The sequence below is a fragment of the Leeuwenhoekiella sp. LLG6367-2.1 genome, from assembly GCF_045055775.1.
GTDB classification, from domain to species: domain Bacteria; phylum Bacteroidota; class Bacteroidia; order Flavobacteriales; family Flavobacteriaceae; genus Leeuwenhoekiella; species Leeuwenhoekiella aequorea.
Genome location: NZ_CP159331.1, coordinates 1,343,271 through 1,358,545 on the forward strand (window position 1 = coordinate 1,343,271; position 15,275 = coordinate 1,358,545).

The window sequence follows — 15,275 nt, forward strand, 5'->3', positions numbered from 1 at the left end:
CTAGTGATTAAAATGGTGAAACAACGCGATAAAAACAAAACCTGCAGGTATTGCAATTGCATAAAACTTAGCAAATTTCTTTAAGGCTGTCGCATATTTGTTGTTGAAGCCAACCGATTGAAATGAAGATGCAAAACCGTGAAACAAGTGTAGTGCTAAGAAAACAAATGCCAACACATAAAGACCTGTTCTTACCGGGCTCTCAAATTTCTCTACTAACTCCCCGTAGTAACGAGTTGCATCTGCGGGATTTGACTCAATATATTTGTGTACAATCTCTGGAAACCAGAAATCGTAAAAGTGTAATCCTAAGAAAGCTAAAATTGCCACTCCACTGTAGATCATATTACGACTTACCCAAGTAGAATTTGCATTTCCATCATATCTCACATAATTAATTTTACGTGCAGATCGGTTACGAATTTCAAGAATGAAACCCATTACAAAGTGAAAAATAACTCCAAAAATTAATACTGGTTGAAGTATTGCCTGAACTAGAAAATTAGTCCCCATAAAATGGGAGATTTCATTAAAAGTTTCTGGACTGAAGGTCGATGTTAAGTTTATTGTAAAATGCTGACCTAAAAACAATACAAGGAATAAACCTGAAAGTGCCATAGCAACTTTTCGGGCGATAGAAGAGGAAATGATTCCCATTTATTTACGTTTTTAATTTAGTGGCACAAAAATACGGCTCAAAACATTGTTTCACAAACTTTGAGACCGCTTTTGGAATGGTTTTAAATAAAGAAAAAAATGTTTAAGAAATCCTTCGAAAACCTTTGAAATATAGGCTTCTCGTTAAACAACATTTTTTCCTAATTGAGTATTTTAGAAGGAGATTAGCTCCTATATGACACATTATAGAAAATAATATTTCTCTTTTTGCTTACATTTCTTCTTAACACCTCTAATCATCCATATCGTTTAATTGTATTTCTAATGCCTGTGTACTTAATTGTACTTCAATGAAAGAAAGTGTTAGCGATATCATTAGCGCTACTAAGCTTACACCAAAAACTACATTTGCAAGTACGGCAAGTTCGATATAAATTAAAAACATGGTAATTACCGCAAGTAAAAAACTAACGATAGCCATTGCCTGCATCGCTTTAATTATACCAAGACGTTTACGCAGCTGGTTAATTTGCTTTTTTACCGGAGTAGACGAGCTGTCTTGATAACGCTTATGTAATTCTCTAATAAGTGCAGCAATTGCCAGATACCTGGCATTATAAGCCAACATAGTTAGAGAAATTGCAGGAAATAAAAGTGCCGGGATACTAAGAGTCAAATTCATTTGTTAACGTTTAATCTTCCTGCTCTTGCTCAGCGCGTTCTGCACGATCTCTACGACGGCTTCCTTCTTTAATTTCTAAAGCTGTTTTTGCAGATTTACCATTTACCTCTACCTGAATAGAATATGCTCCCGGCGGAAGATAAAAAGTTTCATTTTGTGATTTTGTTATTTTAAGATCTTTACGCTCTTTTTCTAAAAGGTTTTTACCACTTTCTGATATACTCAAATCGTATTGCAGATAGTTAAATCCTTTATCGACAGTATCTTTCCAAGTTTTCAGCGTTTTCCCATTTGTGCTTATCACTTCAACTTTTGCCTCTCCTGCAACCGGACTGAAGAAAGTTATTTTAGTCTCAGGTGTGCTAGCGGCTCTCCACGCACTCCAGGAACGCCCCCAATTTGTAGAAAAATCGACAGTTTCCATATCAAAGAGCTGCAATTCATTCGTTTTAGAAGAATCAAATTCCTGGATTTCATTCAAATTAGCAATGTATATAGATCTTCCGTGAGTTCCTACTACAAGATCATTTGCTTCGGTTTGTATAACTAAATCGTGTACAGCCACATTAGGCATACTCCCATCAAGAACTTCCCAGCGATCTCCATTATCGAAACTAACATAACTAGCATCGTCTGTACCTAAATATAAAATATTCTCTTTTTTAGGATCTTCTACAATTACATTTATAGGAGATAGCGGTAGGTTTGAACTGATATCTTTCCAGTTTTGACCATAATCATCACTTTTATATACATACGGCTGAAAGTCGTCATTTCTATATCCATTAAGCACAGCATATACCCTACTCTTATTGTGTATTGAAGCTATAACAGTACTTACCCATAGATTTTGAGGTAAGTTTCCTGAAATAATATCCCAACTTCCCCCGGCATCCTGTGTCACTTGTATGACTCCATCATCACTCCCCGTATAGATTAAACCAAATTGAAATACAGATTCACTAATCGTTGTAAGTGTTCCAAAAGGAACATTACCTAATTTACCTCCCGCTGTAAGATCTGGTGATATTGCCGTCCAGTCGTCCCCTTGATTCATAGAACGCATTAATTTATTACCACCCATATATAAAATATCCTGGTTGTGTGATGAAAGTAAAATAGGAGTTTCCCAATTAAATCGATAAGGGCTTTCTCCTAAATCGTGGCTGGGTTTAATAAACTTACGCGCTCCAGTTTTTAAGTTTAAACGATTGTAAAACCCAAACTGAGAACCCACATAGATTACATCACTATCTCTACGGTCAATCTGAACCTGCATTCCATCACCACCACCTACACGCTTAAAAGGATATTGCCCTTCAGCTTCGTAGTCTTTTGAATATTCATAATTATGAGGCCCTTTCCAAGTGCCATTATCTTGTAAGCCACCATAAATATTATAAGGTTTCTCATAATCCACGTTTATAGCGTAAAACTGCGCTAGCGGCATAGAGTTAAGCTTTGACCAACTTTCACCGGCATCGTAAGACATATTTAATCCACCATCATTACCGTTGATTAAATGATTGGGCATTTTAGGGTCAATCCAAATTATATGATGATCCACATGAACATTAGGTTCGTCTATATATGTAAAAGTTTTACCTCCATCTACAGATTTAATGAGCGGTACACCCACTAGATAGATTTCATTTTCATCCTGCGGATTTACATCCATCTCGGCAAATACGTACCCATAGGAATAAAAGAAATCTTCGATATAACCTTCGTGAGTACGATTCCACGTTTTACCTCCGTCTGTAGATTTAAAAACTTCTGCACCTATTACCTCTCCATCACTCTCAGATACCGTATTATCGTGAGTATATAAGTAAAAATCTGAAGGTTTAATCTTGCCTTTTTTAACAAGCTCTTTAGCCTTGGCTGCATCATATTGTTTAGGGAAACGATTTGCTTTTAAATAATCATCAAGCTCTTCCGTATTTAATGCCAGAAAATCTGAAGATGACATATTCTCAAAAATTTTCGGTTTTAAATCTTTAGCTTGTTTATCTGCCTTTTCTTCTTTGTTATTCTCACGTATATTTTGATTGTCGTGAACAGCATAAATAGTATTCTCATTTACTACTGCCAGACCTATACGGCCTACACCGGCTCCCTGAGGAAAACCATTACCTATAGTAATCAAATTCCAGCTATCGCCGGCATCTGTAGATTTATAAATCCCTGAGTTTTCTCCAGAACCTTTAAAATCCCAGGCTTGTCGTTCTCTTTCCCAAGCAGCAGCATACAAAATTGATGGATTCTCAGGAGCTTCGCCTAAATTTATAATACCTGTATCGCTATTAATGAAAAGCGTTTTTTTCCAAGTTTTTCCACCATCAATAGTTTTAAAAATTCCCCGTTCTTCATTTTGAGAATATAAATGACCTAATGCTGCTACTAAAACAACATCTGGATCATTTTCATCTAAAATAATATCGCTTATGTGGTGACTATCGTATAAACCCACACTTGTCCAAGAATCCCCATTGTCTGTACTTTTTAAAATACCCACTCCCGCATAAGAAGAGCGTGAAGATATGGTCTCGCCAGTACCCACCCAGATAATCCTGTTCTTCCAGTTAACTGCTATATCTCCCACATTTTGAGTAGGCGCTTTATCAAATACAGATTTAAATGTTATACCATTATTTGTAGTATGCCACACCCCGCCCGTTGCATACGCCACGTAAAACTCTGTACTATTTTCTGGATTAACTTCTAAATCAACTACACGACCACTCATTATAGTAGGACCTGCATTTCTAAAAGGGATATTTTTTACGAGAGAATTTTTTATCAGTTCATTCTTCTCAATCAATGACTGAGAAATTGACGAAGATGTAGAAGCTGGTTGCTGAGCATAAGTACTTGATAAAACACTTACTGAGAGAAAGAATATTAGAAAACGAATAGGCATAGAAAATAATTTGATGGACTTAAAAATACCTTTTTTGTTAAAGAAATCTAAACATTTTAAAGAGAGTTTAACACGCTTTGTTCTTGTAGTTTTTACCTTTGAGAAAATCTTATTACAATTATGAAATACGACCTTATAGATCGCAATCTGTTTATAAAAAACCGCCAAGGATTTATGGCAGCCATGAAGCCAAATAGCCTCGCTGTTTTTAATAGTAACGACATTTACCCAATAGGTGCAGACAGCACCATGCCATTTCAACAAAATCGTGATCTTTTCTACTTAAGCGGAGTAGATCAAGAAGAAAGTATTCTTGTACTTTTTCCTGATTGCCCAAAAGAGAAGCACCGTGAAATTCTTTTTCTAAAAGAAACAAATGACCATATAGCTGTCTGGGAAGGAGAAAAACTCACAAAAGAAAAAGCGCTTGAGGTAAGTGGTGTAAAAACTGTTTGCTGGATTCAAGAATGGGATAAGGTATTCTATGAATTGATGACGCAGGCAGAAACGCTATATATTAATACAAATGAGCACTACCGGGCAAATGTAGAAACTGAAACCCGAGAAGCACGTTTTAATAAAAAAATTAAAGAACAATATCCCGCACACAGCGTTGCAAAGAGTAATCCTATTTTACAACGACTTCGCTCTGTAAAAGATCCTATAGAGATCGATATATTACAAAAAGCCTGTACTATAACAGAGAAAGGTTTTAAACGCATTCTTCAGTTTGTAAAACCCGGCGTTATGGAATATGAGATTGAAGCAGAATTTATGCACGAATTTTTGCGTAATCGTTCGAGAGGATTTGCTTACACGCCTATTGTTGCTTCTGGGAATAATGCTAATGTTTTACATTATGTAGTTAATAATTCTGAATGTAAGGCAGGAGATTTAATATTATTAGATGTAGGTGCAGAATATGCAAACTACAGTAGTGATATGACCCGAACTATACCGGTATCTGGAAGGTTTACAGATAGACAAAAAGATGTTTACAACGCTGTGCTACGAGTTAAAAAGGAAGCAACAAAGATGTTGACTCCTGGTAATTTATGGGCCCCTTACCACGAGGAGGTGGGTAAATTAATGACTTCAGAATTGCTAGGCTTAGGTTTACTTGATAAAGCAGATGTTCAAAATGAAAATAAAGACTGGCCGGCTTACAAGAAGTATTTTATGCACGGTACATCACATCATATTGGGCTAGACACTCACGATTATGGATTATTACACGAGCCTATGCAAGCTAATAATGTATTTACTGTAGAACCGGGAATTTATATTCCTGCTGAAGGATTTGGGATACGACTAGAAGATGATCTTGTGATACAAGAGAATGGAGAACCTATTAATTTAATGGGAGATATACCTATTGAAGTAGAAGAGATCGAAGACTGGATGAATCGTTAACTCCTGATAATAACTTATAAAAAATCCCGTAAGTCGAAATTCGATTTACGGGATTTTTAATTTAATAACTCTAGACTCTTAAAACCAATTTGCCCACGGAATACGACTTAGCATAACAATTAATGCAAGGGTATAAAATATGGCAAGTAATTTAAATTTAGGTTTTGAAGTGAGTTTTTTCTTATGCTTGCTGTAACCTACTGTAATAAATATAACAGTAAGAATCATTGCCAAAGGATGCTCAACAACATAGAGGCGCAAGTTAGGATCTTTCATTGCGGCACTTATACCTTCTGAAGCTATAGCTTTTGCACCTAGAGGAGATACAAAGTACAATACAATACCTATAAGTAATTGTATGTGAGAAACTATTAAGGTAAATAACGCAAGCCTAAAATCTCGAGCTCCAAATTCTTTACCCGAAAAATAAGAAACCAAAACGTTTATGGTAGTTATTGTAAGAATTATAAGAGCTAAATAAGCCCAATAGGAATGCACAAATTGTACGGTAGTATACATAGTTTTGAAATTTAAAATTCAAAGATAACTTTTTGGAGTAAAAATTTTTAGATCGACAGCTTTAAATACAAAAACCCGTCTAATAAAAAATTGGACGGGTTTTATATATAATTTTGAAATTATTTAGAAGGCAAAACGAATGCTTGCATTCCAAGTTCTTCCGAAACCGAAGAATACACGGTTTGATGTAGAAATACCATCATAAGTTGGATCTCCATCTTGTGCGAAAACATTTGTTTCAGATTCAGAAATATATACTTTATCTAAAATGTTATTCACGTTTACTCTAAAGCTTAAGCTCTTTTCTAAGAAAGGAATGCTATAAGAAACACCACCATCTAACAAACCAAAAGAAGGAAGTTTTAAAGCTCCTTGATCAGTTAAAGATGTTGCGTCATAATCTGCATATAAATTATCTGCAAAACGATAGTTACCATCAACTCTTAAAGTACTTACAATTGTATAAGTAGCTCCTAAACTAGCTGTAAGTTGAGCTGCATCACCAACTTTAGTTCCATCAAGCATTAAAGTACTAGTGATTTGATTTCCATTTTCGTCTAATAATGGCTGATTGCTGTTATCGAAGAAAGCGGCAGTTGGATTGTCTTTATACTCCCAATTACCAATAGAAAGCATACCATTTATATCTAAGCGCTCAACAGGTTTAGCTGTGAAATCAAGCTCAATACCCATATGCACTTGTTTAATTCCTTGCACATTAGCTGTACCACGCTCCCCAGCAGCATTAGCTGTAGAAACAGTTTGAAAACGATCTGCCCAGCTTGTTCTATATGCATTAACGTTTGCACGGAAACCATTAACTCTGAAGCCATAGCCAATTTCTGTACCAACTACTTTTTCATTCTGTAAATTTGTATTTACGTCATTTGAAGTAAAGCTAGGGTATACAGCATCAAATAAAGGCTGCTTAGAGTAATATCCCGCGTTCGCAAAAATATTGTGAGTTTCATTAATGTTCCAGTTAATACCTCCTTTAATGTTACCTCCTATAATATTCTCGTAATCTGATTCCTGCTCCGGGTCAGAATCAAGGTAATTAAAGAAATCAATACGCTTGAAGCCTTGGTTAGATAGCGATCCTTGTACGAAAACTGTTACATCGTTCATATCGTACTCAAGTTGACCAAAGAAGCCAGCCCAATTCACCTTACCTTGATTATAGTAATCAATTTTCTCTTCATCATCTATGCTCTTAAATACATTCAACGTGTTACTAATTGTTGGATCGTAAGTTTGAGTTAAAAATCTGTAAGGATCATTAATATTATCACTATCAACATAGGCATCAGCACCTAAAAGATCAACTAATCTTCTATAATGAAAACCAGTATATTGTCTTAAGTCTATACCTAAGTCTAAAGTTAACCCTTCACTTAATTGTGTTTCAAAATTTGAAATTAAACCAAACCAGTTATGAGAATTTACCGATGATCTTTGAGATATACCATTTTGTGCAGATCTTACAAAGCCACTATCATCAGCATAAATAGAATTATTATTGTTTCCATTTACAAACTGTCCTTGGTATTCACCTCCTCCACCTGTATAACCTTGGCGAACTCCACCAAAAGCTTGTTGACCAGAGTTAAAACGAACTAATTCATCAACAGGAATTAGACCATTATTAACTTTAGGCAATTGAAAGGATTGAACTTGACTTCCATTAACTGTAGCACGACCTATTGAACCTATAGAACCTCCACGGCCAAAAGAAGCGTAAGCAGAAGTACTTAATTTACTAACATCATTAAGTTTCCAGTCCCAGCTTAAAGAAGCTAAAGGTTTGTGATAAAAATTTCCGCCAAAGGTAAATTCTTCACCATTTCTTGTTCCCCAGTCAGAGTTATATTTAATATTTGGGTCTGTACCATTTCCATACTGGATATATTCGCCGATAGAAGGTGCAAAACTTCTCTGATTATGTTGTTGTGGAGCACCAGTAAGCATAAAATTAAAATCATGGTTCGTATTAGGTCTGTAACCCACACCTACATAATAGTTGTAACCCTCAAATTTAGTTCCATCCACATAACCATCTCCAGAAGTTCTACTTAATAGAAAAGATCCTGACCATCCATTTGAATTAAGACCAGTGCTGTAAGACGCTAAAGTTTTTATATAACCATCGTTACCAGTTGTAGCACTTACAAATCCTCCTTCTTTACGTTCAGCAGAACGAGTTACCACGTTTATAGTACCTCCCACTGACGATACGGTTAGTTTAGTAGATCCAAGACCTCTTTGAACCTGAACAGCTGAAGATACATCAGACAACCCAGCCCAGTTACTCCAATAAACTGCTCCATTTTCCATATCATTAACAGGGATACCGTTAATCATTATAGCAGAGTTTCTTGAATCAAAACCACGAATGTTAATACGAGAGTCTCCATAACCACCACCTTGCTTAGTAGCGTAAATAGAAGGTGTGTTGTTCAAAATTTCAGGAAATTCTTGACTTCCTAGTTTTTCTTGAATTTCTGAAGCTCTAACAGTAGATACAGCAACAGGAGTTTTACGATCCTTAGCAATATCTACAACACCTGTAACAATAACCTCATCAAGCGCATCTGCGTCAACAGTAAGAGTAATTGTTCCAAGATCACTTGTTTGACCAGAAGCAACGTTAAAATTAACAGTTTGAGTTTGAAAACCAACGTAGGAAACTCTTACTGCACCTGTAGATTGAGCAACATTGATTTTGAATTTCCCGTCAAAATCTGTTGTAACACCATTTGTAGTACCCTGTACGACAATATTTACACCAGGGAGAGGAGCATTCATTTCCCCATCAACCACTGTTCCGGTGAGCGTGCCTTGAGCTTGCATAAAAGCAGTTAGCATCAAAAACGCTACAAATAGTAAACTTGTAATTTTTTTCATTGTGCTTGTTTGAATTTAGAATTTTGGCAAAAGTCTTAATAAAGACCTAATTAAATATTAACGCAATGTTAAGAATTACTAATTAACGTGACGTGTAATAAATTAACCCCTAATTGTCTCATATTGACAATTAGGGGTTAAAATTCTAATTATATTCAAACACTATTTACTAGCTTTTGAATCTATTTATAAGTGAAGTTGTAGAACTATCATGTGATGCTATACTATCTGAATTTAAATCAGTTAGCACATTTTTAGCTAGTTGCTTACCTAGCTCTACGCCCCATTGATCGTAGCTAAATATATTCCAAAGAATACCTTCAGTAAAAATCTTATGCTCATAGATTGCTATCAGTGAACCAAGGCTTTCCGGCGTTAATTTATCAATAAGAATGGTAGTTGTAGGTTTATTTCCGTCAAAAACCTTAAACGGAACAAGCTTTTCAATTGCACTAGCATCCATATTTGTAGATTCTAATTCTTCTCGAGCTTCTTCTTCGGTTTTACCGTTCATTAAGGCTTCAGTCTGTGCAAAAAAGTTTGCCATCAACTTATTATGATGATCAACATCCCCATGAAGAGAATTTTTAAAACCTATAAAATGAGTTGGTATCAGTTTTGTCCCTTGATGAATAAGTTGGAAAAATGCATGTTGAGAATTTGTTCCCGGCTCTCCCCAAACTATTTGACCTGTTTGATAATCTACAGGATTTCCATTGCGATCAACACTTTTACCATTACTCTCCATAATTGCTTGCTGCAAGTATGCTGCAAACCTATTTAAGTATTGAGAATAAGGTATTATGGCCTCACTTTCAGCTTTAAAAAAATTATTATACCAGACAGTTACCAGCGCCATAAGTACTGGTATGTTTTCTTCTAAATCTGTATTTTTAAAATGCTCATCTGCTTTGTGAGCCCCTGCTAACATCTTATCAAAATTCTCAAAGCCTACCGCTAAAGCAATAGACAAACCTACTGAGCTCCATAAAGAAAAACGTCCTCCTACCCAATCCCACATTGTAAAGACATTGTTAGGATCGATACCAAATTCTTTAACTGCTTCCTCATTTGTAGATACCGCAACAAAATGCTTCGCTACAGCTTCCCCTTCTTGTACAGTGCCCGCCACTTTACTTAAAAACCATTTACGAGCTGTATTTGCATTTGATAAGGTCTCTTGAGTAGTAAACGTTTTTGATACGATTACAAAAAGAGTAGTTTCAGGATTTAAATATTTTAAAGATTCGTGAACGTGGTCACCATCTACATTTGAGATAAAATGAACTTTTAAATGATTGTGATAATAAGCTAATGCTTCTGCAACCATATTAGGCCCAAGGTCCGATCCACCTATACCTATATTAACGACATCTGTGATAGCTTTTCCTGTAAAGCCTTTGTGTGAACCACTAATTACAGTATCACAAAATCCTTTTATCTTCTCCTTAACTTCGTTTACTTCAGTAATTACATTTTGGCCATCAATTTCTATAGTTGCTTGTTCAGGTTGTCTAAGAGCAGTGTGCATAACTGCTCTGCCTTCAGTTTCGTTAATTTCTGAACCATTAAAATAAGCTTGTTTAGCATCCTCAAGATTCATTTCTTTAGCTAAATCAAGCAATAACGATTTTGTAGTTGAGGTAATTCTATTTTTACTATAGTCAACATAAAAGTCCTCCCAAGAAATTGAAAAAGCTTCAGCTCTTGAATCATCTTCAAAAAGCGTTTTCATTTCTAAGTTCTTAACCTCATTAAAATGTTCTTGAAGAGCTTTCCAAGCTTTAGTCTGAGTGGGATTTACTTTTTGCATTTTGGTTATTTTTTGAAGGTTATTGCGTCTAGTTGATCTGCTAGTGGAGAAATATGTTTAAAGTATTCCTCTTGATATTCTTTTGCAAGGGGCTCTGAAGTAGGCAAGTTTAAAGCAAATGGATCTACTTGCTTACCATTTTGCCAAAATCGGTAGCATACGTGAGGTCCACTTGTATTACCAGTCATACCTATATATCCTATCACCTCACCTTGAGAAACATATTGCCCTACTTTTACAGCACGCTTACTCATGTGAAGATACTGAGTTTCATAAGTTTTATTATGTTTGATTTTAACATAATTACCATTTCCTCCTCTATATTCGGATTTTGTCACCGTACCATTTGCAGTAGCCATAATAGGTGTTCCTACCGCACCTGCAAAATCGGTACCTTTATGAGGTCGTATCCGATTACCATAGTAAGCTATACGACGTTTCAAATTATATCGTGATGAGATTCTATTAAACGCTAACGGTCCTTTTAAAAATGCACGTTTAAGATTCATCGCTTCTTTATCAAAATAACCGTATGCTTTTGTAAGGCTATCGCTCTTATACCTAAAAGCATAATAGGGCTTGCCCTTGTGCTCAAACCAAGAAGCTTTAATCTCTCCAAAACCAGCAGGAATCGTATCGTTTATAAATTTTTCTGTATATACTAGTTTAAAACGATCTCCTGCCTGTAGCCTAAAGAAATCTATAGTCCACGCATAAATATCTGCCATTTTATAAGCAACGTTTACGCTAAGTCCAAGATCATCAAAGGTTGTCGAAAGATTATTATTAATGACACCACTTACCTCTCGCTCTTTAATAGTAACAGGACGCTTTTTTGCTTTTGCCTGTACAATCTCATCTTTAAAATCTAAAACAACGTAATCTATATTGTTTTCTTCATAGATAAATACTTGAGCCAGATTTGTAGAATCTTTAGATTTTAAGAGTGTATAAGGCTTTCCTACTCGAATTAAACGCGTGTCAAAAACACTTTGAACAGAATCTGTGATTTGTTGTATGGTAGCATAATCTATACCATTGTCAAACAATATCTGACCAAAACTGTCCCCTTGTTGCACCGTATCATTAACAACATTGTAATCGTTAAATGTGTAACCAAAACGCTTTATAATTGGATCTACCTTCTCCTTAACTACAGGTTTTACATCTTTTGTCTTATCATCTGCACAAGCACCTAGTAGTAATGCCGACAGAAGTAATATGCTTAATTTCTTCAATCTAGGGTTTTTGAAAATTCTTAATTTAGTTTACGTTTTGTCCCCATTCTTCACGTTCTTTCTGTGACCAAACTTCTGGAAAGAAAATACGTTTTTGATACTTAGGGTGCATATATTTTACCCAATCGCTACCACCTGTTGCCTCAAGGGGTTCTTTACCTTGATTTAAATAATGCAAAGCAGCGTGATAATGAGACATTACCCATTGCACATTAACTGTGTAATCGTAATGACGCATCGCTTTTAGCAATGTTGCATCTTTCTGATCTGCTAAAGGGAGGGTTTTAAATTTTGACCACAAGTTTAAGGATTCATATTGCTTTATGAAACGGATAAACTCATCCTTATATTTTAATTCAAACTCTTTTAACGTATAAGTTTTTTCTCCTGTGGTGAAATTTTTTCCCGCCGCTTGCCAATACAGCTGCTCAAACGCTTCATCATAAAATGAATCCTTGTTCTTTTCCATATTTTTGAAGTCTTCTCTAAATCGAGAATCGATAAGATTCTGCAACTCCGTAGAGCTGAATTCTATGAATCGGTATTGGGCGCTTTGAAATCCACTTGCAGGACTTAATGTTCTACGGAATTTTAAATATTGCTCCATCTGCATCCCCTCACGCATAATATTGAAGGATGATGTCAACATATCAAAATACCGGCTTATACGATCTAATTTTTCGGAAAAGAAAACAGCAGTTAGCTCCTTAGCATAAGCAACTTGTTCTATTTCCCAAAGAATCATTTTAAAAAATAATTCATTAACTTGATGGTACATTATAAATACCATTTCATCAGGAATCAAGGTACGTTGCACTTGAAGATTAAGAAGTACATCAGTTTGTATGTAATCCCAGTAATTAATGGGTTTACTATGCACAAAGCCTTCTAATTGATGATTAAGATTCTGGCCCTTTGCATCAAATTTATCGCTTAAAGCGCTTAATTGCTGTTGTGTTTCTGGGCTGTTTTCTTCAATCATTAATCTTGTATAATATAGAATGGGTATTTGAGACCTTTATAAGCATCGATATCTGCTTTAAGAGAACCTACTGCTAAATCGGCCTTAATTTGCAAAGGTATTTTATTTTGATCATCACTAATCCAAACTGTCAAACTTTCTTGTTCTTTAAATACTCTTCCCGCTTGAACATAGGGTCTAAATATAAGGGTATTCACTTTTCCGAACTTTGTTTTAAGCACTTCTCTACCTAGAAACTTAAGTTTAAATTTATAATTCTCTTGATCAAAAAACATGTTAATCACCGTCTCATCACCTTCTTTAAGTTTTTTTGAATCTATGGTGTTTCGTAAATAATAAAAACTGGAAACCATATCGTGCACAGATGGCTCAGTTTTATAAGAGGTGACCGTATTGTGTTTCTTATCGTTTACAGTTGCAGTTCGTGTGCGTTGATCAAAGTCAACAACTTTATCTTTAGTATGACCACCTTCATCTATTTTTCTAACAAATCGATAGGGAAGCGTCGTTTGCTTATCGATATAGCTTTCATAATAATCTTCAACACCAAAAAATAATTTGGTCATTCCGGTAGTTACTCCTTTTCCCTTAATATGATAAACAGGCCTACCTTTATAGGTCTCATTATTTACAGACATAGTAGCCTCTCCTGCTTTCCACCAGCCACTATAACTAATACGAAAACGGAACCACTCTCCATCTCCAAAGGATGTACTTTGAGAAAAAACGGATGCACTTATAAAGAACATTGTAAGAACCAATAAACCTTTTTTCATAGCAATAATTTTAGGGGCTTTACAAATGCATTTGCAAGAGTTATTCCAAAAGTAGCGAAAAGCTTAAAATAGTAACCGTAGTCTGCATAAATAAAAAAATCCTTGTTCATTATAAACAAGGATTTTAGACAATTAGTTCATTTAAATATTTTTGATTACAAAGTCCCTCTTGAGGCTTGTTCTCGTTCTATAGATTCAAATAAAGCTTTAAAATTACCAGCACCAAAACCTTTTGCTCCCATACGCTGAATTATTTCAAAAAATAGGGTAGGTCTGTCCTGTAAAGGTTTTGTAAAAATTTGTAGTAAATACCCTTCTTCATCTGCATCTACAAGAATAGATAATTCTTGCAACCTGCTAAGATCTTCTTTCATAGTATCCATATGTGTACCCAGTCTTCTAGGTATATCATCATAATACGCTTGTGGAGGAGGCGGTAAAAATTCTACTCCTCTTGCCTTTAGGTCTGCTACTGTTTTAACAATATCATCTGTGGCTACTGCAAGATGTTGCACACCGGGACCCTCATAAAAATCAAGATATTCTTCGATCTGTGATTTTTTTATACCTTCTGCCGGTTCGTTAATTGGGAATTTTATCCTACCATTCCCATTACTCATAACCTTACTCATCAAAGCAGAGTATTCTGTTGTTATTTGCTTATCATCAAAAGTGAGAAAATTTACAAATCCCATTACATCTTCATACCACTTTACCCAGGTATTCATTTCTCCCCATCCTACGTTACCTACCATATGATCAATATACTTCAACCCGGTAGGTTCTGGATTATAATCAGAATCCCACTTTCGGTATCCCGGCATAAATAGTCCATTATAGTTTTTGCGCTCTACAAACACATGTACGGTCTCGCCGTAAGTATATATACCAGAACGCACTACAACCCCATGTTCATCTTTCTCTTCTGTAGGTTCTAAATAGGGTTTGGCTCCACGTTTAGTGGTTTCTTCAAAAGCACTTCGTGCATCTTCAACCCACAACGCAACAACTTTTACACCGTCACCGTGTTTCACTATGTGATCATTTATTGGCGATTCACTTCCTAGTGGAGATGTTAATACAAGTCTTATTTTATCTTGCTTAAGTACATAACTTACACTATCTCTTCTCCCGGTTTCTAAACCGCTATAGGCAAAAGATTGAAAACCGAATGCCGTTTTGTAGTAATGCGCAGCTTGTTTTGCATTACCCACATAAAACTCCACATAGTCTGTTCCTAAAAGTGGAAGAAAATCCTGAGCTCCCTCAAATATCTTCTCTAAACCGTATTCTACTGACTTTAATTCTTTACTCATTATTTATTTTTTTAGCCCTGAATGAAGCGGTATCCTTTTTATTGATAACACTTCCCGTGTAGTTAATAAAAAGATATAGCTAAAAGCAGGA

The 15,275-nt window shown here is 35.5% G+C and carries 11 protein-coding genes; 1 reads left to right on the forward strand and 10 read right to left on the reverse strand.

The genetic code is table 11. The features are described from left to right. The 3 genes from ABVM53_RS06130 to ABVM53_RS06140 form a co-directional block, all read right to left on the reverse strand. Entirely contained in the window at positions 1–657 is a 657-nt protein-coding gene (locus ABVM53_RS06130) for a succinate dehydrogenase cytochrome b subunit (protein WP_128758007.1), read from the reverse strand. A gap of 253 nt (positions 658–910) precedes the next feature. Further along, complete coding sequence (locus ABVM53_RS06135; protein ID WP_371455645.1) at positions 911–1,300, reverse strand: DUF2721 domain-containing protein; 390 nt, start codon at positions 1,298–1,300, stop codon at positions 911–913. 10 nt (positions 1,301–1,310) lie between these two features. After that, positions 1,311–4,223, reverse strand: coding sequence for a WD40/YVTN/BNR-like repeat-containing protein (locus tag ABVM53_RS06140; RefSeq protein WP_405330489.1), 2,913 nt, complete (start codon positions 4,221–4,223; stop codon positions 1,311–1,313). 120 nt (positions 4,224–4,343) lie between these two features. Between ABVM53_RS06140 and ABVM53_RS06145 the strand changes: the two genes are divergently transcribed. Further along, complete coding sequence (locus ABVM53_RS06145; protein WP_405330491.1) at positions 4,344–5,636, forward strand: aminopeptidase P family protein; 1,293 nt, start codon at positions 4,344–4,346, stop codon at positions 5,634–5,636. A 78-nt stretch (positions 5,637–5,714) separates the two neighbouring features. Here ABVM53_RS06145 and ABVM53_RS06150 read toward each other — a convergent pair whose 3' ends face one another. The 7 genes from ABVM53_RS06150 to hppD all read right to left on the reverse strand — a co-directional run bounded on the left by ABVM53_RS06150 (position 5,715) and on the right by hppD (position 15,184). Beyond that, complete coding sequence (locus tag ABVM53_RS06150) at positions 5,715–6,155, reverse strand: hypothetical protein (RefSeq protein WP_405330493.1); 441 nt, start codon at positions 6,153–6,155, stop codon at positions 5,715–5,717. A 123-nt stretch (positions 6,156–6,278) separates the two neighbouring features. Further along, entirely contained in the window at positions 6,279–9,059 is a 2,781-nt protein-coding gene (locus ABVM53_RS06155; protein WP_405330495.1) for a TonB-dependent receptor, read from the reverse strand. A 169-nt stretch (positions 9,060–9,228) separates the two neighbouring features. Then, positions 9,229–10,872, reverse strand: a complete 1,644-nt coding sequence (gene pgi, locus ABVM53_RS06160) for a glucose-6-phosphate isomerase (RefSeq protein WP_405330497.1) — start codon at positions 10,870–10,872, stop codon at positions 9,229–9,231. Between the two features lie 5 nt (positions 10,873–10,877). After that, positions 10,878–12,110: a peptidoglycan DD-metalloendopeptidase family protein gene (locus ABVM53_RS06165; protein ID WP_241652403.1), complete on the reverse strand. Its 1,233-nt coding sequence runs from the start codon at positions 12,108–12,110 to the stop codon at positions 10,878–10,880. A 25-nt stretch (positions 12,111–12,135) separates the two neighbouring features. Then, positions 12,136–13,092 carry a tryptophan 2,3-dioxygenase family protein gene (locus ABVM53_RS06170; protein WP_405330499.1) on the reverse strand — a complete coding sequence of 319 codons (957 nt, stop codon included), beginning with the start codon at positions 13,090–13,092 and terminating at the stop codon, positions 12,136–12,138. Next, positions 13,092–13,868 (reverse strand): DUF3108 domain-containing protein, encoded by a 777-nt coding sequence (locus ABVM53_RS06175; RefSeq protein ID WP_405330501.1) that lies wholly within the window; start codon positions 13,866–13,868, stop codon positions 13,092–13,094. Before ABVM53_RS06175 ends, ABVM53_RS06170 begins: the two co-directional genes overlap by 1 nt. Positions 13,869–14,023: 155 nt before the next feature. Continuing rightward, positions 14,024–15,184: a 4-hydroxyphenylpyruvate dioxygenase gene (gene hppD / locus ABVM53_RS06180; RefSeq protein WP_405330503.1), complete on the reverse strand. Its 1,161-nt coding sequence runs from the start codon at positions 15,182–15,184 to the stop codon at positions 14,024–14,026. Between the last annotated feature and the right edge of the window lie 91 nt (positions 15,185–15,275).

Excerpts from the sequence above, each read along its gene's own strand:
- ABVM53_RS06130 (WP_128758007.1), bottom strand. The coding sequence starts at position 657 with ATGGGAATCATTTCCTCTTCTATCGCCCGAAAAGTTGCTATGGCACTT.
- ABVM53_RS06135 (WP_371455645.1), bottom strand. The coding sequence starts at position 1,300 with ATGAATTTGACTCTTAGTATCCCGGCACTTTTATTTCCTGCAATTTCT.
- ABVM53_RS06140 (WP_405330489.1), bottom strand. The coding sequence starts at position 4,223 with ATGCCTATTCGTTTTCTAATATTCTTTCTCTCAGTAAGTGTTTTATCA.
- ABVM53_RS06145 (WP_405330491.1), top strand. The coding sequence starts at position 4,344 with ATGAAATACGACCTTATAGATCGCAATCTGTTTATAAAAAACCGCCAA.
- ABVM53_RS06150 (WP_405330493.1), bottom strand. The coding sequence starts at position 6,155 with ATGTATACTACCGTACAATTTGTGCATTCCTATTGGGCTTATTTAGCT.
- ABVM53_RS06155 (WP_405330495.1), bottom strand. The coding sequence starts at position 9,059 with ATGAAAAAAATTACAAGTTTACTATTTGTAGCGTTTTTGATGCTAACT.
- pgi (WP_405330497.1), bottom strand. The coding sequence starts at position 10,872 with ATGCAAAAAGTAAATCCCACTCAGACTAAAGCTTGGAAAGCTCTTCAA.
- ABVM53_RS06170 (WP_405330499.1), bottom strand. The coding sequence starts at position 13,092 with ATGATTGAAGAAAACAGCCCAGAAACACAACAGCAATTAAGCGCTTTA.
- ABVM53_RS06175 (WP_405330501.1), bottom strand. The coding sequence starts at position 13,868 with ATGAAAAAAGGTTTATTGGTTCTTACAATGTTCTTTATAAGTGCATCC.
- hppD (WP_405330503.1), bottom strand. The coding sequence starts at position 15,184 with ATGAGTAAAGAATTAAAGTCAGTAGAATACGGTTTAGAGAAGATATTT.